This is a genomic window from Ferrimonas gelatinilytica (genome assembly GCF_039544205.1).
GTDB lineage: Bacteria > Pseudomonadota > Gammaproteobacteria > Enterobacterales > Shewanellaceae > Ferrimonas > Ferrimonas gelatinilytica.
This window is the reverse complement of sequence record NZ_BAABLF010000004.1, coordinates 57,812-80,873: the sequence shown is the minus strand read 5'-3', so window position 1 is coordinate 80,873 and position 23,062 is coordinate 57,812. Positions and strand designations below refer to the sequence as shown.

Below are 23,062 nucleotides of genomic sequence, written 5' to 3'. Positions count from 1 at the left end.
GCTACCCCAATCGCTTCCTGCAGTGACCAAAGTGCTCACTGAACTATCTTCTTAAGACCCATCTCTTCTTGCGAGGGCGTCATGGCCTCTCAATATCACATCAGCAGCCTGGTGGTGCAGGTGCACCCCAGCGGCCAGGCCCTGGCGCGAGCGGGCATCTCGGCCATTGAAGGGGCCGAGATCCACGCCCATACCGCCGAACACAAGTTGGTTGTCACCCTGGAGTCCGCCGACAGTCGTACCGCCGAAGACAAGGTGGCGGCCATCGGGGCCCTGGATGGGGTGCTCAGTACCGTTTTGGTGTATCAGCAGGTGGCTCACCTGAGCGAGGATTTGTTGTCATGAAAGTCTCACGTCGAAGTTTTCTCAAAGCCAAGGCTGCCCTGGCCGCGGCTTCTGTTGCCGGGGCGACCCTGCCGGCTGCTCTGGTGCGGGCGGCGCAATCTGGCCCGGATCTCAATTGGCAGAAGGCGCCCTGCCGTTTCTGCGGTGTTGGCTGCTCGGTGCTGGTGGGCACCCAGGGTGGCAAGGTGATGGCGACCCAGGGGGACCCTGAAAGTCCGGTCAATCAGGGAAAGAACTGCGTCAAGGGGTACTACCTGGCCAAAATCATGTACGGGGAGGGGCGCATCACCCGGCCGCTGCTGCGGATGAAAAACGGGAAGTACGATAAGAGTGGTGAACTGACCCCCATCAGTTGGGACCAGGCCTTCGATATCATGGCGGAAAAGTGGAAAGCCAGTCTCAAGACCAAGGGTCCCACCTCGGTGGGCATGTTTGGCTCCGGTCAATGGACCATCTGGGAGGGTTACGCTGCACAGAAGTTGATGAAGGCGGGATTCCGCTCCAACAACCTAGAGCCTAACGCCCGTCACTGTATGGCATCGGCGGTGGTGGGCTTTATGCGCGCCTTCGGCATTGATGAGCCGATGGGGTGTTACGACGATTTCGAGCACGCTGACGCCTTTGTGCTCTGGGGATCCAACGCGGCGGAGATGCATCCCATTCTTTGGGATCGCCTCACTGCGCGTCGGCTCTCCCACGAGGGCTGCCAGGTGCATGTCCTCTCCACTTACCAGAATCGCAGCTTTGACCTGGCGGACAACGCCATGGTGATGGCACCTCAGTCGGACCTGATGATCCTCAACGCGATCGCCAATTACATCATCCAGAACGATGCGGTAAACACCGAGTTCGTGAAAAAGCATGTTCGCTTCGCCGAGGCGACACCAGACATCGGTTATGGCCTGAGGGCGGAGGACCCCCGGGAAAAAGCGGCGAAGAATGCCGGTTCCGGGGCGATGAAAGGGATGGATTTTGACCAGTACAAGCGCTACATCGCCGAATACACCCTGGAGCGAGCCTCGGAAGCCTCGGGGGTGCCGGTAGCGCAGCTGGAAACCCTGGCCAAGGCCTACGCCGACCCCGATACCAAGGTGATGAGCCTGTGGTGCATGGGCTTCAACCAGCATGTGCGCGGGGTCTGGGCCAACAACTCGGTTTATAACCTGCACCTGCTGACCGGCAAGATCTCCGAACCGGGCAACAGTCCCTTCTCGCTCACCGGTCAACCGGCAGCCTGTGGTACTGCCCGGGAGGTGGGAACCTTCTGCCACCGATTGCCCGCGGACATGGTGGTGACCAATGATAAGCACCGGGACAAGGTCGAGAAGCGCTGGGGCGTGCCGGAGGGCACCATTCCCGCCAAGCCCGGGTTCCATGCGGTGGAGCACTGCCGCAAGCTTAAAGATGGGGTGATGAACTGCTACTGGACCCAGTGCACCAACAACCTGCAGGCGGGGCCCAACACCAACGAGGAGGTGCTGCCGGGCTACCTGAATCCTGAAACCTTCCTGGTGGTGTCCGATCCCTACATGACGGTGACGGCGACAGTGGCGGACCTGGTTCTGCCCACCGCGATGTGGGTGGAGAAGGAGGGCGCGTTCGGTAATTCGGAACGGCGTACTCACCTCTGGCATCAGATGGTGAAGGCACCGGGTGAGTCCCACTCCGATCTGTGGCAGCTGATGATGTTCTCTAAGCGTTTTACCGTAGAGGAGGTATGGCCGGAAGCCTTGCTGGCGAAGGCTCCGAAACTCAGAGGCAAGACGCTGTTCGAGGTGCTTTTTGCCAACGGCACGGTGGACAAGTTTCCCCGTTCGGACTGCAAGTCCCCCCTCAACGATGAGGCGGACGCCTTCGGTTTCTACGTCCAGAAGGGGCTGTTCGAGGAGTATGCCACCTTTGGTCGGGGCCACGGCCATGACCTGGACAGCTTTGATACCTACCACACCAACCGGGGAAAACGCTGGCCCGTGGTCAATGGCGAGGAGACCCGGTGGCGCTTCAAGGTCGGCCGAGACCCCTATGCCAAGGGGGATGGATTCGACTTCTACGGTAATCCGGATGGCAAGGCGGTGGTGATCGCCAGCCCCTATGAACCGCCGGCGGAGAGCCCGGACAAGGAGTTTGATCTCTGGTTCAGCACTGGGCGGGTGCTGGAGCACTGGCATACCGGAACCATGACCAACCGGGTTCCTGAACTGCACAACGCCTACCCCCATGCCAAGCTCTACATGCATCCTGAGGATGCCGAGGTCCGGGGCCTCAAGCGCGGTGATGCGGTGGTGGTGACCAGTCGTCGTGGCAGTCTCCAGACCCGGGTGGAAACCGAAGGTCGTAATAAGCCGCCTAAAGGGCTGACCTTCATGCCGTTCTTCGATGCCAGCCAGATGGTCAACAAGCTGATGCTGGATGCGACGGACCCCCTCTCTAAAGAGACCGACTACAAGAAGTGTGCGGTCAATATCCGCAAAGCCTGAGGAGGCGGTTATGAAACATGTCACACCGGCAGCCCTCGGGCTGCTCCTGATCTCCGGCTTGGTTTGGGCCGGCGATCTGCCCCAGTCCCTGCGCGGGGCAACCCCCGTTTCCGACAGTGCTCCGCCGCCCGAGATGGCGGAGTACCCTGATAAGGGCAAGGCGCTGCCGCGCTCCTTGGCCCACCAGCCCCCGCTTATTCCCCATAAGCCCACCTACCCCATCACCACAGCGCGCAATGGTTGCACCGGCTGCCATGATCCCAAGCGCGCCAAGATGATGAAGGCGACGCCGACCCATAGCTCCCACTTGGACGAGGAGGGGGGACTGAAAAATACTTACTACCTGTGCAAGCAGTGCCATGTGCCCCAACAGACCGTGGCGGAGGCCGCTGAGTGATCTTCGCTGGCCAAGTCGACCCGGTCGCTGCTCAGTGGGTCTAGCCGGCCGACCGCGACTGCCAGCTTGCGCACTGTTGCTGGTATTGCTGATGCGCCTGGGCGCTGCAGATGCTGCCGAACTTCGGGTGGCGGTGGCCGCCAACTTCCATCCCCTGTTTGAGCATCTGGCGGTGGAGTTTGAGCGGCAGTCCGGGGTGGAGGTAAGGATCGCCAGCGGTGCCAGCGGTGCCCTCTTTACCCAGATTGTCCATGGGGCGCCTTATGATCTTTTCCTCTCCGCCGACGCAACCCGCCCCCAACGGCTGGAGCAGATGGGACTGACAGTGCCGGGCTCCCGAACCACCTACGCCATCGGTGTGCTGGCGTTCTGGGATCGCCAGCTCCCGGCCAGTGAGCTTAGGCTGCGCCAGTGGCATGGACGACTGGCCATCGCCAATCCCCGGCTGGCCCCTTACGGTGCGGCGGCCGAGTCGGTGTTGCGCCGTCTGGGGATGACCGAGAGACTCAAGGGCAAGTTACTGCGGGGTAACAGCGTGTCCCAGGCGTACCAGTTTATCGACAGTGGCAATGTGCCCGGTGGCCTGGTGGCCCTCTCGCTGCTGAAGGCACGCGGGGTGCCGCCGGCGCAGTACTGGCCGGTTCCCACCAGTTGGTATGACAGTCTGGAGCAGCAGGGGGTGATCCTAAAGCGTACCCGTGAACCGGAGGCCGCCCGGGCCCTGATGACCTTCCTGCTTCAGCAGGAGCGTCGTTTGGCCCAGGCCGGCTATGCCCTGCCGGGGGCAGTGGCGCAACGGTAGTCACTGCGGTGCACGGCTCTTCGTTGACGGGCCCAAGATGTCCGGCAGCCGCCCTTGACGGCCGAAAGTATGTGTCGATGTGATCGACTGAACGCCATCAGCATTAGGGTGAAGTACGGCCCTTAACGCATTGCGCTAACAGTAAATCCTTTTCCATTTCGGTACCCATATTGAGATCCCGTCCGCGTTCTCGCACATTCCTCCCTTCCCGGTATATTTCTGATTTTGCCTCACTTCTATGATGACGATGATCGTTCCGCGATAGGAGAACCTTGTGTCAAACGAATATCACATTGCCGCTTTGGTGGTGCACTGCCGCGACGAGGCGGTAGCGTCCGTGCGGGCTGCCATCGATGAGATGGCCGGTGCCGAAGTACATGCCGCCACCGAGGAGGGAAAGCTGGTGGTGACCCTGGAGCAGAACAACCGAGCCGAACTGCAAACCGGAATGCATGCCCTGTCGCTGCTCTCCGGTGTGCTGTCTGCTTCTTTGACCTACCACCGGGTAGAAGGCCTGGACGAACTGGGGAATACAAACGGATGAAACTGGATCGCCGACACTTTATTAAAGCCAATGCGGCACTGGCAGCGGCGACTGCCGCCGGCGCGGCCCTGCCGACCAAGCTGGTGCAGGCCGCCGAGGGGCCCGATGACATCCACTGGGATAAGGCGCCCTGTCGCTTTTGTGGCGTAGGCTGCAGCATCTTGGTGGGCACCCGGGATAACAAGGTGGTTGCCACCAAGGGCAACCCGGATAGCCCGGTCAACAAAGGCATGGCCTGTGTGAAGGGCTCCATGCTCTCCAAGGTGATGTACGGCGAAGGGCGTCTGAGCACCCCGCTGCTGAGAATGAAAAATGGCGAATACCACAAAGAGGGTGAGTTGACGCCAGTAAGCTGGGACCGGGCCTACGACGAGATGGCCAAGCGCTGGAAAGCCAGTCTGAAAGCCAAAGGGCCCACCTCGGTTGGCATGTTCGGTTCCGGCCAGTGGACGGTGTGGGAGGGCTACGCCGCCGCCAAGCTGATGAAAGCGGGCTTCCGCTCCAACAACATCGACCCGAACGCGCGCCACTGCATGGCTTCCGCCGTGGTGGCCTTCCTGCGTGCCTTTGGCATCGATGAGCCTATGGGGTGTTACGACGACATCGATTACGCTGACACCTTTGTCCTTTGGGGCTCCAACGCCGCCGAGGCCCACCCGGTGCTGTGGAACCGGATTACAGACCGTCGCCTCTCCCACCCCGGCTGTGAAGTCCATGTGCTCTCTACCTTCCAAAACCGCAGCTTTGAAGTGGCGGACAACGGGTTGGTATTCAAACCGCACAGCGACCTGATCGTGCTGAACTTCATCGCCAACTACATCATCCAGAACGATGCGGTGAACTGGGAGTTTGTGAACAAGCACACCAAGTTCGCCATGGCCGAGGGGGACATCGGTTATGGCCTGCGGCCGGAAGACCCGCGGGAGCAGGCGGCCAAGAATCCGGGGTCCGGCAAGATGTCGGCCATCGACTTTGACCAGTACGCCAAGTTCCTGGAGAAGTTCAGCCTGGAGTACACCGTTGAGCAGTCCGGCGTACCGGCCGAGGCGCTGGTTCAATTGGCCAAGCAGTACGCGGATCCTAAGCGCAAGGTGATGAGCCTCTGGTGCATGGGGGCCAACCAGCACGTGCGCGGTGTCTGGGCAAACAACTCCATCTACAACCTGCACCTGCTGACCGGCAAGATCTCCGAGCCGGGTAACAGTCCCTTCTCCCTCACCGGCCAACCCTCCGCCTGTGGTACTGCCCGGGAAGTGGGCACCTTTGCCCACCGACTGCCTGCGGACATGGTGGTGATGAACGAGGCGCACCGCAGCGCCACCGAACAGCGTTGGCAGGTACCGAGCGGCACCATCCCTGCAAAACCGGGCTTCCATGCGGTTTTGCACAACCGGATGCTCAAGGACGGGGTGATGAACTGCTACTGGACCCAGTGCACCAACAACCTGCAGGCGGGGCCCAACATCAACGAGGAAGCCCTGCCGGGCTTTACCAACCCGGACAACTTCATCACCGTCTCCGACGCCTACATGACGGTCACTGCCTCCATGGCGGATCTGGTCTTGCCCACCGCCATGTGGGTTGAGAAGGAGGGAGGCTACGGCAATGGTGAGCGTCGTGGGCAGTACTGGCACCAGATGGTGAAGCCTGTGCCCGGAGCCCGCTCCGATCTGCGCCAGGTGATGGAGTTCTCCCAGCGTTTCATGATGGAGGATGTCTGGCCCGAAGAGTTGCTGGCCAAGGCACCGCAGTACCGCGGCAAGAGTCTGTACGAGGTGATGTTCGCTAATGGGGAGATCAACAAGTACCCGAGCCGCCAGTGCAAAGGCCTCTACAACGATGAAAACCAGGCCTTTGGTTACTACGTGCAGAAAGGCTTGTTCGAGGAGTACGCCGGTTTCACCCGCGGTCATCACCACGACCTGGGCGACTTCGAAGCCTACTTCGGAGAGGGCCTGGTGTGGCCGGTGGTGAATGGCAAGGAGACCCTGTGGCGCTTCCGCGAAGGGCTGGACCCTTACGTCGAGGCCGGCACCGGTTTCCAGTTCTACGGCAAGCCGGATGGCAAGGCGATGATCATCGCCAACGACTATGAGGGCCCGGCGGAGAGCCCGGATGAGGAGCACGACCTCTGGATGTGCACCGGCCGGGTCCTGGAGCATTGGCACACCGGCACCATGACGGCCCGGGTTCCAGAGCTACGCAAGGCAGTTCCCCATGCCCAGGTGGTGATGAACGCCGAGGACGCCGCCGAGCGTGGCCTGGTGGAGGGGGATGAGGTGATCGTCTCCAACCGCCGCGGGGAGGTGCGGACCCGGGTCAGCACCAATAACCGCAATACCATGCCGAGAGGGGTGGTGTTCATGGCCTTCTTCGACTCCAGTCAGTTGGTGAACAAGCTGATCCTGGATGCGACGGATCCGATCTCGAAAGAGACCGACTTTAAGAAGACCCCGGTGAAAGTGACCAAGGCCTAAGGAGCACACCATGAAAAAGATCCTGTTTTTGATCCCCCTGGTGGCCGCCCTGACGGCGTGTCAGTCCGGTGGTGAACTGGCGGAGCCGGCACCTAACTCCATGCGGGGTGAGGTACCGGTAGCGGCAACCTCCTCGGTGGCCCCGATGCCGGCCTACCCGGAGAAGGGTGTTTCCTTGGAGCGCTCGGTTCTGGCTCAGCCGCCGGTGATCCCCCATAAGGTGGATTACCCGATCACCCTGGACAAGAACGGTTGCATCAACTGTCACCGGGGCGGTCAGCACAAGATGGCCCAGAACCATTTCGAGGGCCGCCAGGTTGACGGTCAGTACTACCAGTGCAAGGCCTGCCACGTTCCCCAGGCGGAGAACTTCTAAGCCTGACTTGCCATAAAAAAAGCGCCCTTCGGGGCGCTTTTTTATGGTCGCCGGGCTTACTTCATGGCCGCCTCGGCTGCGGATTGCCTGAGCTTGCGGCGCTGCCACAGCAGCACCAGCTGGGGACTAAGGGACATCAGGATCATTCCCGCCATCAGGGCATACTGGCCAGGGTTGTAGCTCTCTCCCACCAACACCAGGCCGGTGACGATGCCGGCGATGGGGTTGGCGATGCCACCGAAGGTGAACTCCACCACCGTCATCCGCTGCAGCAGCCAGACGTAGAGGCCGTAGGAGAGGGCGGTGTTGAGCAGGATGATCCAGGCCAGTCCCAAGAGATTGAGGCCGGTGATGCCGGTCAACGCCTGTCGATAGGGCTCGGGATCCAGCATGCCCTGGACCAGGGCGGCGAGGGTGAGCAGGCTCCCCCCGACCACCAGTTGCCAGGTGAGTACCGTCCACCAGTGCACACTTCCTCCCAGGGATTTGACGATACCACTGCCGATGACGATGCAGAGGATCGCTCCCAGCATCGCCGCCATGCCGACCGCGCTGAGCGCCAGCGAACCGGGATCAAACAGTTGCCATGCCAGCGCAACTAGGGCCACCCCACTGGCCATCTGCACGCCGCTTGGACGCACCCGATGGCGCAGGTAGTGGTAGAGCATCGCAAACACCGGCACCGACACCATACCGACGCCGGAGACGGCGGAAGGCAGGGTCAAGGCCATGACGAAGATAAGGCTGAAAAACAGCCCGATGTTGACCAGCCCCACCAGTGCCAGGGTGCCCCACTGACTGCGAGTGGGTCGGCTGGGCCGCAGTGCCAGCAGCAACACACCCGCCGGCAGGGCCCGCAGGGCGCCGAGCAGCAGGGGGGGCCAGTCCGGCAGGGTGGCTTGTGTCACCGCGTAGGTGGTGCCCCACAAGAAGGAGGCGATCATGGCAAGGAGTAGGTTCATGATGGCTCACTGATGGGGGCCATTGCCCCCTCAAAGTATGGGTCGAGTCGGTCGCCGGAGATCAGTATCCGCTGCTTGGGGTCGGGGCGGGCGCCAGCTCCAGGGTATGGAGCAGGTTACCCAGCAGGCTGGAGGCGCCGAAGCGGTAACGTTCGGTGCTGATCCACTCTGGCCCCAGGATCTCGGCCGCCATGGCCAGGTAGTCGGCGGCATCCGCTGCGGTTTTTACCCCACCGGCGGGTTTAAAGCCAACCCGATCTGCCACCTTCATGTCACGGATCACCTTCAGCATCAGTCGGGCCGCCTCAGGTGTGGCGTTGACGTCGACCTTGCCGGTGGAGGTCTTGATGAAATCGGCGCCGGCTTCGATGGCGATGCGGGCGGCCTGCTGGATCAGGGCAGCGGTTTTCAGCTCGCCAGTTTCCAGGATCACCTTGAGTACTGCGTCACCGCAGGCGCGCTTACACTGGTGTACCAGCTCGTGACCGACGGCGCTGTCGCCCGCCATCAGGGCCCGATAGGGGAACACCACGTCCACCTCGTCTGCCCCGGCGGCCACCGCCTGCCGAGTCTCCGCCACGGCTTGGGCCACGTCGCTGTTGCCATGGGGAAAATTGGTGACCGTGGCGATACGCACCTGTGGCGTTCCCTGCTGCGCCAGCACTTGCCTGGCCAGCGGGATGAAGGCCGGGTAGATGCAGATTGCCGCGGTGGTGCCGGCCGGGGTGTTGGCGTTGTGGCACAGGGTGCGGATCCGCACTTCGTTGTCGTCATCGTTGAGGGAGGTCAGATCCATCAGCTGCAACGCTTGGCGAGCGGCGGCCTGCAACGCTTCTTTCTGGTCGTGGGAGTGCATGTTGTCCTCATGATTTTTCATAAAATCGGCGGCGACCGGATGGACCGGGCGCCGCCGTTTTAGGGGCGAGCGGTTTGGCTTACAGCGCCAGGGAGAAGAAGATCCCGGCGATGGCGGCGCTCATCAGGTTGGAACAGCTGGCGGCGATCAGGGTGCGCACACCGTACTTGGCGATGAAGTCGCTGCGGGAGGGGCAGAGGGTTCCCAGGCCACCGATGAGGATGCCGATGGAGGCGATGTTGGCGAAGCCACAGAGGGCGAAGCTGACGATCACCTTGGTTTTATCCTGCAGCACATCCAGCCCCGCTGCGGCGACGCTCTGGGCATCCGCCAGGTAGGGGGAGAGATCGGAGTAGGCCACGAACTCGTTGACGATCATCTTCTTGCCGATCAGGCTGCCCGCCAGGCCGATATCCACCATGGGGACACCCAGCAGGAAGGCCAGCGGGGAGAAGATCCAGCCGAGGATCAGCTCCAGGGAAAGCTCCATCCCCATGGTGTCACCGATGCCGCCGAGCAGGGTGTTGACCAGGGTGACCAGGCCGATCATGGCGATCAGCATGGCACCGATGGCACCGGCCAGCTTAAGACCGCTGGCAGCCCCTTCCCCCGCTGCGGCCAGCACGTTCTCCGGCTTCTTGTCGGAGAAGTGGGTGGACTTGGAGACGGTGTAGGTGGGCTCGGTGGTTTCCGGCACGATCAGCTTGGCAAACAGGATCCCGCCGGGGACGGCCATGAAGGAGGCAGCCAACAGGTACTGCATGTCGACCCCCATCATGGCGTAACCCGCCAGTACGGTGCCGGATACTGACGCCATGCCGCCGCACATGATGGCGAAGAACTCGGAGTCGCTCATCTTCGGCATGTAGGGCTTGACCACCAGTGGGGCCTCGCTCTGGCCGACGAAGGCGTTGGCCACGGCGGACATGGACTCCGCTTTGGAGGTCCCCAGCATCCGGGAGACGCCCCCGCCGATGGTGCGGATGATCGCCTGCATGATCCCCAGGTAGTAGAGCACGGCGATCAGCGCCGAGAAGAACACCACCAGGGGCAGTACGTTGAGAGCGAACACGAAGCCGATCCCCTCGACGGAGAAGTTGACCAAGTTTCCGAACAGGAACTGGATCCCCGCCTTACCGCTGTCCAGGACGGCGTGGACGCCGTGGGAGAGCGCTTCCAGCGCCCTGCGGCCCAGTGGCACATAGAGTACCAGGGCACCGATCCCCATCTGCAACAGGAAGGCCAGGCCGACGGTACGCAGGTTAATGGCCTGACGATTGGTGGAGGCGATAAAGCCAACCAGCAACAGGACCGCGATGCCAACAAATCCAATGGCAAACATAAGAGCTCCTAACGGGCGAAGTGGTTCGCCATAAACTGTTCGATGAGAAGGATGAAGTTGGCTTCGGCCAACTTGGCGCAGCGCAGGGTCTGTTCATGGGACAGTTCCACGTCTCCCAGCCCCTCGGCCATGTTGGTGATGGCGCAGACCGCCAGGACCGGCAGGCCGCAGTGGGCCGCAGAGATCACCTCTGGCACCACGGACATGCCGACCACATCGGCACCGATGATCTGCATCATGCGGATCTCCGCCGGGGTCTCGAAGTTGGGGCCGGTGTAGGAGACGAACACCCCTTCGTTGAGTTGGATGTCGTTGCGTTCGGCCACGGCCAGGGCCTCGGCGCGCAGATCCTTGTCGTAAGCGTTGGCCAGGCTGAAGAAGCGTGGGCCGTAGTCTTCATCGTTCGGGCCACACATGGGGGATTCGGGCATGGTGTTGATGTGATCGTTGAACACCACCAGGGAGCCGACATCGATACGCTCGGGACGCAGGGAGCCGGCGGCGTTGGTCACCAGCAGGAATTCACAGCCGAGGCGTTTAAAGGTCCGAACCGGTGTGGTCATCACCTTCATGCTCTGATGCTCGTAGTAGTGACCACGGCCCTTCATGCAGGCCACATCAATGCCGTTCATCTTACCCAGCACCAGCTCGCCGGAGTGGCCCTGTACGGTGCTGACGGGAAAGCCTGCCAGCTCCTCGTAGGGGATTACCACCTTGTCCTCCAGGGCGTCGGCGATGACGCCGAGGCCGGAGCCGAGTATGAAAGCGGCTTTGGGTTCAAAGCCGGGTTTGCGTTGACGGATAGTCTCGAGGGCCAGGTTGACCGGATCGTTATTCATTATTTTTCCTCAGAGGTTGCCGGAGCTCGCAACGTAGCAGAGAACCTTCTCGAGAACGTTGCTAAATTCCCCCTGATCATTCTGTTTTTCAGTACAATATGTCGATAGGTTTGCGGAACGAACGTCTGCCACCCGCCACGTCCGGCGCGTTGCAGTGGAAAGTTCCGCCTGTGGAACTTTCGATGAATCACGATACCCCCCTGCCCAGCGATAAGCTGACCCTGAGGATGCTGCGCTACTTTTTCGTGCTGTCCCAAGTCCGCCACTTTGGCCGGGCGGCGCAGCAGCTCAACATCACCCCCTCCCCCCTGAGCAACCAGATTAAGGAGCTCGAAGCCCTGCTGGGGGTAACCCTGTTTCACCGGGATTCCCGAAACGTGGAACTGACCGAGGCGGGGCAGGCGTTGCAAAGCGAATGTGGGCACCTGTTCCAGGTGATGGACCATGGCTTAAACCGGGTTCGACGGGCGGGGCAGGCGCAGGGAACTGCCCTCAAGATGGGGTTGGTCAGCTCGGCCTTCTGGTCCGGGCTCGGCAGCCGACTGACCCGTTTCCAGCAGCGACACCCGGATATGCAGTTGGATCTGAAGGAGCTGCCGCCCCAGGCGCAGAAACGTTGGCTCCAGGAGGGCCGCATCGACATGGGGCTGGTGCGCTTCGCCGATGCGATGAATATCCACCCTCTCAGCGCCACTGCCCTGACCGAAGAGGCGTTCGTGGTGGCGATGGCGGAGGGTCACCCCCTCGCTGGTCGTGCCAGACTGTCGCTGGAGGATCTCCGGGACTGTGAGATAAGTATGCTCAGTCGCATGAACTCCGCCTCGGGGGATCTCTTCCTGGCGCAGTGTCGCAAGCAGGGGGTGTTGCCAAGAATCGGTAAGGAGTTCGTAGAGCCCGGCACCCTGATGGCGTTCATCGGCTATAGCGGCCATGTCACCATAGTCCCGTCCAGCTTCACCAACCACCGTTGGGAGCAGGTCCGGTTTGTTCCGCTCAAGGAGCGCATCGAGGCGGGGCTCTACGCCATCTACGATCCCGGTACCCTGACCGCTGCCGGCGAGGCGTTCATTGCCAGTTGGCGGAAGCGTTAACGCGGCATTGTGCCGTTAGAGGGTGGGGCAGGTGGTCCGGTCTCAGGTATCCAGACGCCAGCGCTTACCGCCGTCGGGCTGGATCCCCTTGCTCTGTTGGCACACCGCCTCGACCCGAGCTTCATCGATCCCGGTGAGGTTGGCGATGGCGCTGACGGTTTCTCCTTCGGGTTGCGCCTTCAGGCAGGCCTGGATGGCGCTCTCATCCATCTTAAACCGGACCACCCGATGCAACCCCACCTTGATGCCGATGATGATGACGAGGCCCAGTGCAATGGCCAGCCCTATGGTGATCTCCGGTGACATGATCCGACTCCCGTGCTTGAGGGGATGCGTCTGCGCATCTTAAAGGGCAGTGTACCCCTTGCCGACCGAGAAAAAACCGCCTGCCGGTGATCCGGACAGGCGGTGTGTTGGCGTGCGTGCCCGGGATGGTCGCCGGGACGGCACTCATCGATACAGCGTGAGGGGCGCTGGAGTCACCTCCAGTCGCTGCTGCCAGTCGGCAAGGAGCAGGGCGGTCAGCTGGCCAAAGCCCCGGTAAAACCCGGTGTGCGCCTGGGTCGTGACCGCCTCGGTGAATCGGTGGCTCCAGGGCAGCAGGTGGTCGGACAGCAGGGTCATGATGGCGGTTTCGTCTCCCTGTTCGAACAGCTGAGAGAGGACCGCCAGGATAAGACCGATGTGATCCTGGGGCTCATTATGGTCAAGCTCGAAGGTGAGCCCCTGCTGCTGGCAAAACTGCTGCCAGGCCAGGGTGGTGTCGCCAAACACCAGGTTCTCCTTGTCGGTGTAGACGGATCCCCAGGGGTAGGCGGCCATCCCACCCGGGCCGACAAACAGCTGGTAATAGTCCCGCTCGATGGCATCGAAGTCATCTTGCTTGAGGCTGTCGAGAATGGACGCCACGGCATCGGCCGGGTCCTGGCCAAAACCGGGCCACTGCGCCAGCAGGCCGGAATCGGTCAGCTCCGCCAGAAAGGCGGGGTTGGGTTTGGGATAAAACACGTTGTGCAGAACGCCACAGGCGGCGGCTGCATAGGGAAAGAGGTCTCTCATGGGGTCTCCAACGTCATGACGTTGAGAAGAGCAGGGGACGGATGATCGCCCGCCCCCTGCCGGGACTTACACTTCGAACCAGTTCAGTACCTGGCCACCGGAGCGCGCGTTGCGGTTGCGCTTAATGCACAGGTTTGGCTCCGTGGTGCTGGAGGCGGGCAGCGGATTGATGTCGGCGTTGCTGCCGTACTGCGCCCGCAGCTCCTCGATGGGGCCGAAATCCAGCGCACGCAGGGGGCAGGATTCGACACAGATCGGCTTGCGCCCCAGGGCCAGGCGCTCGTGGCAACCGTCGCACTTGGTCATCACGCCGCGATCTCTGTCGATCTGCGGGGCATCGTAGGGGCAGGCACGGGCACAGGCCTCACAGCCGATGCAGATCCCCTGGTCCACGTGTACCAGGCCGTCGCTGCGGCGCTTGTACATAGCGCCGGTCGGGCAGGCTTTGACACACAACGGGTTGCTGCAGTGGTTACAGCCGATGGAGACGTAGTAGCTGAAGATGTTCTGCTCGACAGTCCCGTCCCCGTTCTCCTGCCAGTTGCCGCCGGCGTATTCATAGACCCGGCGCCATTTCACGTCTTTGGGCAGATCTTTGCGATCTTTGCAGGAGACGTGGCAGGTTTTGCAGCCGGTGCACTTGCTGGTGTCGACGTAAAAGCCGTACTGCTTGTTCTCGTTCATGGTCACTCTCTCCAAAATCTTAAGCGGTCACTTTTACGCGGACGGTGTGCTGGGGGTTGCCCTTGGATACCGGCAGCGGATGGTACTTGGTCAGGGTGTTGAGGCAGCCCCCGGCATCCACGGCACCGGCGGTGCTGCCCTTGTACCAGGCACCCTGGGCCATGGCGACTACGCCCACCATCACCCGGGGGGTGATCTTGGCACGCACCCGGATCGCCCCTTGTGGACTGCTCAGGGTCACCGTCTGGCCGCCCCGGACGCCGTACTTGGCAGCATCGACGGGGTTGAACCAGGCGGCGTCTTCCACCGCTTCGCGCAGCCACTCGACATTGTGGTAGCTGGAGTGGGTACGGCCCTTGGTGTGGTATCCCACGATCTGCAGCGGATACTCGTCCCGGGTCTCCGCATCTTCGAAGCCCTGCCAGGCTTCGGTGTAGTGGGGTAGCGGGGTGATCTGGTCAAATGCCTTGTCGGACAGTGGGGTCCACTCATCACGCTTGCGGGCCCAATCGAGGGAGAAGATCTCGATCTTCCCTGAAGGGGTGTTCAGCGGCTGGCCCTCCTTGATGAAGCTTCGAAGCGCGACGTGGGTCTTTGGGCTGTGGCGACGCACAAAGCCCAGTTTCTGCGCCTCGGTATAGGTCGCAGGGAGGCTGAGCTCAGGGTTGCGTTCGCGGGTTCCCTGGTAAAGATGTTCAAGCCACTCCTGCTCAGTGCGCCCCTCGGTGTAGGCCGCTTCCTGGCCGAACACTTTGGCCAAGCCCAGGCCGATCTGGTAGAGGTTACGGCAGTTGTACATCGGCTCGATGCCGCTGCTGAGGAAGGTCAGGTAGCCGGTCTCACCGGAGGCGTAGCTGTCGTTGGCCAGGTCATTGGATTCTACCCAGGTGGTGTCCGGCAGGATGTAGTCCGCCATCTTCGCCGAGGCAGTCATCCAGCAGTCGGTGACAACGATCATCTCGCACTTGGACTCATCCTCCAGGATCGCCCGGGTGTGGTTGATGTCGGAGTGCTGGTTGATCAGGGCGTTGCCGGAGGAGGAGAACACCGCCTTGATGTTGGTGCCCAGCTTCTCGCCCGCTTCCAGGCCTTTGACAGCGTCGGTGGTGGCGGTCATCTCTTCGCCGCGCTCGATCGCTTCGGCCCAGGTGTGGAAGCTGATGCGGGCGGATTCGGGGTTGCTGCCGGCGCTCATGCCGCTGGCGCCCAGGCTGAAGTTGGCCGGCAGTTCGCCGCTGTTGACTCCGTGTTCACCCAGCTTGCCGGTGAGAATCGGCAGCATGTAGAGGGCGCGCATGGTCTGCTCGCCACAGGCGTGGCGGTTACAGCCGGCACCGATGGTGATGTAGGGGGTCTGGGCCGCCATGATCTTATCGGCCAGGGCCTGGATCTGGTTGACCGGGATACCGCATCGGGCGGCGGCCCACTCGGCGGTACGGGGGCCCTGCTCGGCGTACCGGCCCAGCCCCATGATGTAGTCGTGGTAGTTCTCATCGGAGTCGATGAGCTCGGCGTACTCCGGGTTATCCAGCTTCGCCTGCTCCAGGGAGGCCCTGTCGTAACCGATGGCGTACTTGTCCAAGAACGCCTTGGAGTTTTGCTCGACCCAGCCGGAGCTGATCATCAGGTAGGCGATCGCCTCGGCCAGGGCCCCATCGGTCCCGGGACGGATCGGTAGCCACTGGTCCTCTTTCCCCAGGTTGGTGTCGGTGTAGCGAGGATCGATGATGATCACATCCAGAGGCTGGTTGTTGGCGCGACGCTGCTCCATGGCGTTGAGGAAGTCGATCTGCTCACCGGAGCCGGACATCCGGATCTCGAAGGGGTTGAAGCCGAAGCCCACCACCAGATCGGAGTGCACGATCTCCGACAACCGGGTGCCGCTGGTGCCGCCGGTGCCAAAGGTGGCAGGGCCGGCGACATTGAGCGCGGCCCAGGAGTAGTTGCCGTAGTAGCCCAGGTGGCCGCCGGACAGGTTGAGGGCGCGGTGGATGCAGGCACTGCTGGCGAAGCCGTAGTAGGCACCCGTACCGTAGTGGTGGTAGATGGCGCGGGGGCCGTGGGAGGCTTGCAGCTCCATCACCTTGCTGCCGATCTCCTGGAACGCCTGGTCCCAACTGATCTCCTCGTACTGACCATCGCCCCGCTTGGTGCCGGCTTTGCGTTTCATGGGCGTCTTGAGCCGGTCGGCCGCATAGGTTCGCTGCTTGATTGAGCGGCCACGCAGACAGGCGCGCACCTGGTGATCACCGTATTGGTCGGTGCCGGAGTGGTCGGTTTCCACACGGAGGATACGTCCGTCCTGGCTGATCACCCTCAGTGGACAGTTGGAGCCACAGTTCACCAGGCAGGCGGAATAGTTCACCTGCTGATCGGCGGGCAGCTCCGGGATCACAGTCTCTTTCTTACTACTGCCACAGGCCGTCAGGTAGGAAACGGCGCCTGCGGTCGCACTCAGCTTTAGAAACTCACGACGTTGCATAGGTTACCTCAAAGGTTAAAGCGATTCGGTTTTTGGCTTGTTGGTACACGCGCGGAAAAAGAGCGAGTTTTATGGTCACCGATAAATAAAAACTGTTTTTATTCTCTATCTGCGTATTGCTATCCCAGCCGGAGAAGCCGGAATTATCCCGGCCCGGGGAAAAGAAAATGTCACCCTGTTTGCATTCTGTAAGTGGGATATCGGTATCTGTGACCCAGGTTAAATTTCTGTGCAGATGTTAAAAGTGGAGTTTCAGATACCACTATTGTTAAGTGGAGGTTGGGTCACTGTTTGAGGATGTGGCAGGCATTATCCTGCGACTGAACTGTATTTTTGAGGTTATCGTCGTGGGCAACTGGGTTACTGAGACATTGCCGCAACGACTGGAAACCTTGGGGTTGGACAGCAACGAGCGGCTAGGGGGGATGATTCACAGTTTGAGTCTCGCCAAGGGGGAAACCCTGTGCCCCTCGTCTCTGGGGATCGGACTGGCCCTGCTGCGCAAGGGAACCCTGATGCGCCAGGTGGGTTTTCATGATGGTACCCTGGCGAGTACCGAACTGCTGTTTTCCGGGCACTTTATTTTCCCCCGGGGCGTGAACAGGGAGGTGGAAAATAACGTCACCCACCGCGCGCTGGAAAAGAGTGAACTCGAGTGGTTAGGGTTGGAAACCCTTTATCGACTCTGTCGGCAACAGGATGGCTTTCTCGAATTCTATTTGCAGAAAAAGAACCGCTACTCCCGCACGGTGGAGGACCATCTTCTCCTGCGTTCCATTTTGAGCAAGAAAGAGCACCTTATTTTTACCCTCTGTATGATTTTCTCCGCGCGGCTGCGCCGTGACGAGCGGGTGATCCCCATCACCCTGGATGAGTTGTGTACCATGACAGGCACAACGCGACAGTACTGCACCAAGGTGGTGGCGGAGCTGTGTGAGCGGCAGATCCTGATCAACCACTATGGCTCACTGGAACTGGTGGACTACGGCGCCCTGAAGGGGCAGATGGGCAGTGAAGCCCGTCGGCATTACGACCTGATCCGGGCCAAACCTCAATCCTCTTAAGGACAAGTGTAAATCGATGCGAATTTTACTCCCTCTTTTGTTGCTGTTGGGTCTGCCGGTCCAGGCAGCGACGCTGAAGGTGGCGGTGGCGGCCAACTTCAAGTCCACCCTGGAGCAGGTGGTGGCCGCCTGGGAGGCGCAGACCGGCAACCGGGTTCAGATCTCCGCCGGTGCCACCGGGGCGCTGTACACCAAGATCCTCCACGGTGCGCCCTACGATCTTTTCCTCGCCGCCGACGATCTCCGTCCGGCTCAACTGGTGGCACAGGGGCTGGCGTCAGAAGAGACCCTGAGTGACTATGCGGTGGGCGTGTTGGCATTCTGGAATCCCGGTGGGCTGGCCGATGAGACAACGCTGACCCACTGGTCGTCGAGACTGGCGATGGCGAATCCCCGCACCGCCCCCTACGGTGCGGCGGCCGAACAGGCGGCACAACATCTTGATATACTCAGCAAACTCAAAGGAAAAGTCGTGCGTGGCAACAACATTTTGCATACCTTTCAGTATGTACAAAGTGGCAATGCCCCGGCCGGTTTGGTGTCCCTGGCTCAGCTTAAGGCGGCCGGGATCCCGCCCCAGCAGTACTGGCTTATCCCGCCCCAGTGGCACGGTAGCCTGACGCAGCAGGGGGTGGTGCTGAACCGCAGCGCTCATCCCGAGGAGGCCGGAGCGCTGCTGGAATTCCTACTGGCTCAGAACGAGTTACTGTCTCAAGCTGGATACAACATCCCCGATGACCATTAATCCTGCTGATCTGGAAGCGCTCTGGATCACCCTGAAACTGGCGGCGATCAGTACTGCACTGCTGCTGTTGGTAACCCCGCCGCTGGCCTGGTGGCTGGCCCACAGCCGTGCCCGCTGGCGACCCGTGGTGGAGGCCCTGGTCGCCCTGCCGCTGATCCTGCCGCCGACGGTACTGGGTTTCTACCTGCTGCTGCTCTTCTCGCCGCTTTATCTTCCGGGTCAGTGGATCCAGGCGCTCACCGGCACCACCCTGGCCTTCTCCTTTTCCGGTCTGGTGGTGGGGTCGATGATCTACTCACTCCCTTTCGTGGTGCAGCCGCTGCAATCCAGTTTTGCCACCCTGGGTCGGGGGGAGCTGGAAGCCGCGGCAACCCTGGGAATGAATAAATGGAAACGGTTTCATTACGTGGTGTTTCCCATGACCCGGCACAGCTTTGTCCTGGCGGGTATGCTGGGGTTTGCCCACACCCTGGGGGAGTTTGGCGTGGTCCTGATGATCGGCGGCAACATCCCCGGGGAGACCCAGGTGATCGCCATCGCCCTGTTTGAGCATGTGGAGGCCCTGGATTACGCCAGTGCCCACCTGTTAGCCGGCGGGCTGCTGCTGATCTCCCTGGTATTGCTGCTGTTTATCTATGTTGGCATGGACAGGCGCAAACGTGCCTGGGGTTACTGGTAAGGGACGATGATGAAACTGGAACTGACCCTGCAAGGGAAGTTGGGCGAGTTTGGCTTTGATCTTGAACTCTCTCTGCCGTTGGCGGGTATCGTCGGTCTCTTTGGCCCCTCCGGGGTGGGAAAAACCAGCCTGTTCCGGGCCCTGTGTGGTCTGGAAAGGGAGTTGCCGGGGCGAATCCTGCTCGATGGCGAGGTGCTTCAGGACAGCGCCACGGAGACCTTTGTGCTGCCGGAGCGGCGCCGCATCGGAGTGGTGTTTCAGGACAGCCGCCTCTTCCCCCACCTGACAGTGCGGCAAAACCTGAAACTGGCCCGGCGTCAGAGTATGAATCCACTGTTCGGGATCGAGGAGCTGGCCGAAGCGTGCCGCTTTACCGAACTCCTGGATCAACCGGCACCCGCCCTCTCGGCTGGTCAGCGTCAGCGGGTGGCGATAGCCCGGGCGTTGGCTGCTTCACCGCGACTGCTTTTGCTGGATGAGCCCCTGGCCGCGCTGGATCTGAGCAGCCGGCAGCACCTGATGGGCTTCCTGGAGGAGGTTTCGGCGCGGATCCCGATGATCTTTATCAGCCACTCGGTATCGGAGACGCTGCACCTCTGTGATCCCATCATCACCATGAGCAGCGGGCGCATCGAGCGGATCGGCAGCCCGGAAACCATGGGGCAGTACCTGCCCCGGCGTCGAGGTCATGGTCGGGTGGTGCGTTATGACGCGGACAGCGGTGAGCTGGTGCTGCAGCTGGATGAGTTTGCCCCCGACTTCCAGCCACGCCAGACCGTGGGCCTGGTGAGCGATCCCGCTTGGCTCAAAGGGCGAGGCTAGCCTGGCCTACTGGTGTTGCATCATGTTGCGCTGGGTACTGCGTTGCTGGCGTGATGCCTCCTCCCACTGCCGATAGAGGCGCAGGATCCCCTCCGCAAGCCGTTGCTGCGCAGCAGGCAGATTTGCGGTGTCCAGTGAATCGACCAGTGTGCGAGTCAGGGGCAGGATCAGATACTCCGCCTGGAGTAGCTGCTCGCCCTGGAGACTCTTGAGCACCACGGCTTGGACGGCGGTCGCAAGGATCGGCAAAGCGTGTGCCGGTTCGACAGGACTCTCCCTGACCAACTCCGGCGCCTGCGCCTGGACGATGGTGGCGATCTTGTGGGCGACCTGGTCCATCGGTGTGGCGCCGACAAACAGATCCACGATGGGCGGGCAGCGTTGGAACAGGGTAATCAACGCCTCGGCGAGATCGTTACTGCTCCATTGGGTACGCAGGTTTCGCATCAGGCTCATGGGTAAATGCCGGTCAGGAGGGGGAGGTGGGAGCGAGTCTAGCAGGTCGTCTCGGTTGGAACCGTTATCCTCATCATATCCGCTGCCGGGAGAGTGAATGGGCTGTCGGATTTTGCGCCAGTCGCGCAGGTACTGAGTTGGCGTGGGTCACAGAATGTGAGCAAGCATTCACTTGTGAATGGTTACATTCACTAAACTTGTGTATGGTATCAACGATTTTTTAACGGTGGGGTAGGCCCGCCGTCGTCGATGCAAGGTGTTTCGGGTGCTCACCCTGGAGCGCGTTGCCTACAATGTGCCAATGCTGTATCGGTTGGCTTGTCGTAGTGGCTAAGGCAGGCTTTTCCTTCCTTATTCCCTCTCCTTCAGGTGCCCGCTTCAGGCCAGACCCTTTATTGGTGCATTGCGTGTAGAAGTATCGAAGCCAGAGTGCTTCGTTTTGGAGGAACCATGTCTGATGAGCCAAATAAGCTCAAAATAAACAGTAAAATTAATCCCCCCGTCTTTGGCTTTGCCACCCTGCTTATCCTGTTGCTGGTGGCTTACGCCGCCGTTGCGCCTGATCAGGCCGCTAACCAGTTTTCCGCCCTTCAGGCCGCCGTTATCGCCAATGCTGGCTGGTTCTACATCCTGGTGGTGGCCCTGATCCTCCTGTTTGTCGCTTTTTTGGGGCTGTCCCGTTTCGGCGACATCAAGCTCGGACCGGATCACGCAGAGCCCAAGTTCAATAACTCCTCCTGGTTCGCCATGCTGTTCTCCGCCGGCATGGGGATCGGCCTGATGTTTTTCGGCGTCGCCGAACCCGTGATGCACTTCATGAGTCCGCCGGTGGGAGATCCGGGGACCGTGGAAGCGGCCAAGGAGGCGATGAAGATCACCTTCTTCCACTGGGGTCTGCACGCCTGGGCGATCTACGCCATTGTTGCGCTGATCCTGGCGTTCTTCGCCTACCGTCATGGCCTACCGCTGACCCTGCGCAGTGCCCTCTACCCCCTGATCGGGGAGAAGATCTATGGCCCCATCGGCCATGCGGTGGATGTCTTCGCCGTGCTGGGTACCGTCTTCGGGGTGGCCACCTCGCTCGGTTTCGGGGTGGCCCAGGTGAATGCGGGGCTCAACTACCTGTTTGATATTCCGGTGGGGCCCCAGACCCAGGTGATCCTGATCGCCGTGATCACCACCCTGGCCACCATCTCCGTGGTGACCGGGCTGGAGAAAGGGATCCGCCGCCTGTCGGAGCTCAACCTGCTGCTGGCGGTGGGGCTGATGGCCCTGATTATCTTGTTGGGGCCAACGGTACTGCTGCTGCAGACCTTCGTTGAGAACACCGGCAGCTACTTGTCGGAGATCGTCTCCAAGACCTTTAACCTATACGCCTACGACCCGACCGACTGGCTGGGGGGCTGGACCCTGTTTTACTGGGGCTGGTGGATCTCCTGGTCGCCCTTTGTCGGCATGTTCATCGCCCGAATCTCCCGAGGCCGCACCATTCGCCAGTTCGTGATGGGGGTGCTCTTTGTGCCCGCCGGTTTCACCCTGGCGTGGATGACGGTGTTTGGTAACTCGGCCATCGATATGATTCTCCATCAGGGCCTGGATCGTCTCGGTACGGTGATCAGTGAGGACTCCTCCCTGGCGCTGTTTATCTTCCTGGAGCAGTTCCCGTTCTCGTCGCTCCTCTCCGGCATCGCCATGCTGATGATCGTGGTGTTCTTCGTCACCTCCGCCGACTCCGGCTCCATGGTGGTGGATATGCTGGCTTCCGGTGGGGATGACCACACCCCGGTGTGGCAGCGGATCTACTGGGCTGCGGTGATGGGAGTGGTGGCCATTGTGCTGCTGTTGGCCGGTGGTCTGTCTGCCCTGCAGACGGTGGCCATCGCCAGCGCCTTGCCGTTTGCCGCGATCCTGATGGTGGCGAGCTACGGCCTGTTGCAGGCGTTGCGGGTGGACCTGCACAAGAAGGACAGCCAGCAAGCGGCCAACCTCGCCCCCCGGGTGACCCGAAACCCGGTTTCCTGGGATCGTCGCCTGCGTAACATGATGCAGTTTCCCCGTCGCAGTCACGTTAACCGCTTCATTGATGAGGTGGTGGAACCGGCGATGGAACAGGTGGCGGAAGAGCTGCGCAAGCAGATGGTTGAGGTCAACGTCATCAAGGATGATGGGAGCCACAGGGTTCGCTTCGAAGTAGTGCTGGGTGAGGAGATGGACTTCGAGTATGAAGCCCGCCCACGCGACTTCCTGCGCCCGGCTTTCGTGGTCACGGAGGAGGACGAGGAGGACGACGAGAGCAAGTACTTCCGCGCCGAGGTTCACCTGCGTGAAGGCGGCCAGGACTATGACATCATGGGCTGGACTCGCGAACAGGTGATTGGAGACATTCTCGATCAGTACGAGAAGCACCTCCATTTCCTGCACGTCCTTCGGGAGTAAATCCAAGAGCTTTGAGCCCGCGCCCCTCAAACGGGCGCGGCTCTACGAAACCGTCAGGGCCCTTCGGGACCATGAGAGACGGTGGTAAACCCGCTTAACTGCCGAAGGCGTTAGCGGGCCCAGCCCC

22 protein-coding genes are annotated in these 23,062 nt (G+C 61.3%); 13 read left to right on the top strand and 9 right to left on the bottom strand.

Annotated elements, in window-relative coordinates:
* The first annotated feature begins 81 nt into the window (after positions 1–81).
* The 7 genes from ABD997_RS01765 (at position 82) to ABD997_RS01735 (ending at position 7,418) form a co-directional block, all read left to right on the top strand.
* A complete protein-coding gene (locus ABD997_RS01765; RefSeq protein WP_345315292.1) occupies positions 82–345 on the top strand; it encodes a chaperone NapD in 264 nt (87 codons plus the stop codon).
* Entirely contained in the window at positions 342–2,822 is a 2,481-nt protein-coding gene (gene napA, locus ABD997_RS01760) for a nitrate reductase catalytic subunit NapA (RefSeq protein ID WP_345315291.1), read from the top strand. The genes ABD997_RS01765 and napA (ABD997_RS01760) overlap by 4 nt, the downstream gene beginning before the upstream one ends.
* Before the next feature lie 10 nt (positions 2,823–2,832).
* Positions 2,833–3,219, top strand: a complete 387-nt coding sequence (locus ABD997_RS01755; protein WP_345315290.1) for a nitrate reductase cytochrome c-type subunit — start codon at positions 2,833–2,835, stop codon at positions 3,217–3,219.
* A 91-nt stretch (positions 3,220–3,310) separates the two neighbouring features.
* Positions 3,311–4,021 (top strand): molybdate ABC transporter substrate-binding protein, encoded by a 711-nt coding sequence (gene modA / locus ABD997_RS01750; RefSeq protein ID WP_345315289.1) that lies wholly within the window; start codon positions 3,311–3,313, stop codon positions 4,019–4,021.
* Positions 4,022–4,295: 274 nt separating this feature from the next.
* On the top strand, positions 4,296–4,565 hold the full coding sequence (locus tag ABD997_RS01745; protein ID WP_345315288.1) for a chaperone NapD: 270 nt from the start codon (positions 4,296–4,298) through the stop codon (positions 4,563–4,565).
* Positions 4,562–7,042, top strand: a complete 2,481-nt coding sequence (gene napA / locus ABD997_RS01740) for a nitrate reductase catalytic subunit NapA (RefSeq protein ID WP_345315287.1) — start codon at positions 4,562–4,564, stop codon at positions 7,040–7,042. The genes ABD997_RS01745 and napA (ABD997_RS01740) overlap by 4 nt, the downstream gene beginning before the upstream one ends.
* A 10-nt stretch (positions 7,043–7,052) precedes the next feature.
* Entirely contained in the window at positions 7,053–7,418 is a 366-nt protein-coding gene (locus tag ABD997_RS01735) for a nitrate reductase cytochrome c-type subunit (protein ID WP_345315286.1), read from the top strand.
* A 56-nt stretch (positions 7,419–7,474) separates the two neighbouring features.
* Here ABD997_RS01735 and ABD997_RS01730 read toward each other — a convergent pair whose 3' ends face one another.
* The 4 genes from ABD997_RS01730 to xapA form a co-directional block, all read right to left on the bottom strand.
* Entirely contained in the window at positions 7,475–8,380 is a 906-nt protein-coding gene (locus tag ABD997_RS01730; RefSeq protein ID WP_345315285.1) for a DMT family transporter, read from the bottom strand.
* Between the two features lie 61 nt (positions 8,381–8,441).
* Positions 8,442–9,236 (bottom strand): deoxyribose-phosphate aldolase, encoded by a 795-nt coding sequence (gene deoC, locus ABD997_RS01725; RefSeq protein ID WP_345315284.1) that lies wholly within the window; start codon positions 9,234–9,236, stop codon positions 8,442–8,444.
* A gap of 79 nt (positions 9,237–9,315) precedes the next feature.
* The gene (locus ABD997_RS01720; protein WP_345315283.1) at positions 9,316–10,578 is read right to left on the bottom strand and encodes a NupC/NupG family nucleoside CNT transporter; all 1,263 of its coding nucleotides are present in this window, start codon (positions 10,576–10,578) and stop codon (positions 9,316–9,318) included.
* Positions 10,579–10,586: 8 nt separating this feature from the next.
* Positions 10,587–11,417 carry a xanthosine phosphorylase gene (gene xapA / locus ABD997_RS01715; RefSeq protein WP_345315282.1) on the bottom strand — a complete coding sequence of 277 codons (831 nt, stop codon included), beginning with the start codon at positions 11,415–11,417 and terminating at the stop codon, positions 10,587–10,589.
* 182 nt (positions 11,418–11,599) lie between these two features.
* Here xapA and ABD997_RS01710 point away from each other — a divergent pair, with 182 nt between their 5' ends.
* Positions 11,600–12,508, top strand: a complete 909-nt coding sequence (locus ABD997_RS01710; RefSeq protein ID WP_345315281.1) for a LysR substrate-binding domain-containing protein — start codon at positions 11,600–11,602, stop codon at positions 12,506–12,508.
* 42 nt (positions 12,509–12,550) lie between these two features.
* On the opposite strand, the gene ABD997_RS01705 is transcribed toward ABD997_RS01710, so the two are convergent.
* From ABD997_RS01705 to ABD997_RS01690, 4 genes are all read right to left on the bottom strand, one after another.
* Positions 12,551–12,814 (bottom strand): hypothetical protein, encoded by a 264-nt coding sequence (locus ABD997_RS01705; RefSeq protein ID WP_345315280.1) that lies wholly within the window; start codon positions 12,812–12,814, stop codon positions 12,551–12,553.
* A gap of 144 nt (positions 12,815–12,958) precedes the next feature.
* Positions 12,959–13,567 (bottom strand): TorD/DmsD family molecular chaperone, encoded by a 609-nt coding sequence (locus tag ABD997_RS01700; protein WP_345315279.1) that lies wholly within the window; start codon positions 13,565–13,567, stop codon positions 12,959–12,961.
* 66 nt (positions 13,568–13,633) lie between these two features.
* On the bottom strand, positions 13,634–14,251 hold the full coding sequence (locus ABD997_RS01695; protein ID WP_345315278.1) for a DMSO/selenate family reductase complex B subunit: 618 nt from the start codon (positions 14,249–14,251) through the stop codon (positions 13,634–13,636).
* A 19-nt stretch (positions 14,252–14,270) separates the two neighbouring features.
* On the bottom strand, positions 14,271–16,733 hold the full coding sequence (locus ABD997_RS01690; protein WP_345315277.1) for a DMSO/selenate family reductase complex A subunit: 2,463 nt from the start codon (positions 16,731–16,733) through the stop codon (positions 14,271–14,273).
* 299 nt (positions 16,734–17,032) lie between these two features.
* On the opposite strand from ABD997_RS01690, the gene ABD997_RS01685 reads away from it, so the two are divergent.
* The 4 genes from ABD997_RS01685 to ABD997_RS01670 are packed head-to-tail and all read left to right on the top strand — an operon-like array spanning position 17,033 to position 20,043.
* The gene (locus ABD997_RS01685; RefSeq protein ID WP_345315276.1) at positions 17,033–17,797 is read left to right on the top strand and encodes a Crp/Fnr family transcriptional regulator; all 765 of its coding nucleotides are present in this window, start codon (positions 17,033–17,035) and stop codon (positions 17,795–17,797) included.
* Positions 17,798–17,813: 16 nt separating this feature from the next.
* Entirely contained in the window at positions 17,814–18,542 is a 729-nt protein-coding gene (modA, locus tag ABD997_RS01680; protein WP_345315275.1) for a molybdate ABC transporter substrate-binding protein, read from the top strand.
* Positions 18,532–19,221, top strand: a complete 690-nt coding sequence (gene modB, locus ABD997_RS01675) for a molybdate ABC transporter permease subunit (RefSeq protein ID WP_345315274.1) — start codon at positions 18,532–18,534, stop codon at positions 19,219–19,221. Before modA (ABD997_RS01680) ends, modB begins: the two co-directional genes overlap by 11 nt.
* 9 nt (positions 19,222–19,230) lie before the next feature.
* Positions 19,231–20,043, top strand: a complete 813-nt coding sequence (locus ABD997_RS01670) for an ATP-binding cassette domain-containing protein (RefSeq protein ID WP_345315273.1) — start codon at positions 19,231–19,233, stop codon at positions 20,041–20,043.
* A gap of 6 nt (positions 20,044–20,049) precedes the next feature.
* On the opposite strand, the gene ABD997_RS01665 is transcribed toward ABD997_RS01670, so the two are convergent.
* Positions 20,050–20,499, bottom strand: a complete 450-nt coding sequence (locus ABD997_RS01665) for a hypothetical protein (protein ID WP_345315272.1) — start codon at positions 20,497–20,499, stop codon at positions 20,050–20,052.
* 450 nt (positions 20,500–20,949) lie between these two features.
* Between ABD997_RS01665 and ABD997_RS01660 the strand changes: the two genes are divergently transcribed.
* A complete protein-coding gene (locus ABD997_RS01660) occupies positions 20,950–22,935 on the top strand; it encodes a BCCT family transporter (protein ID WP_345315271.1) in 1,986 nt (661 codons plus the stop codon).
* Positions 22,936–23,062 lie beyond the last annotated feature (127 nt).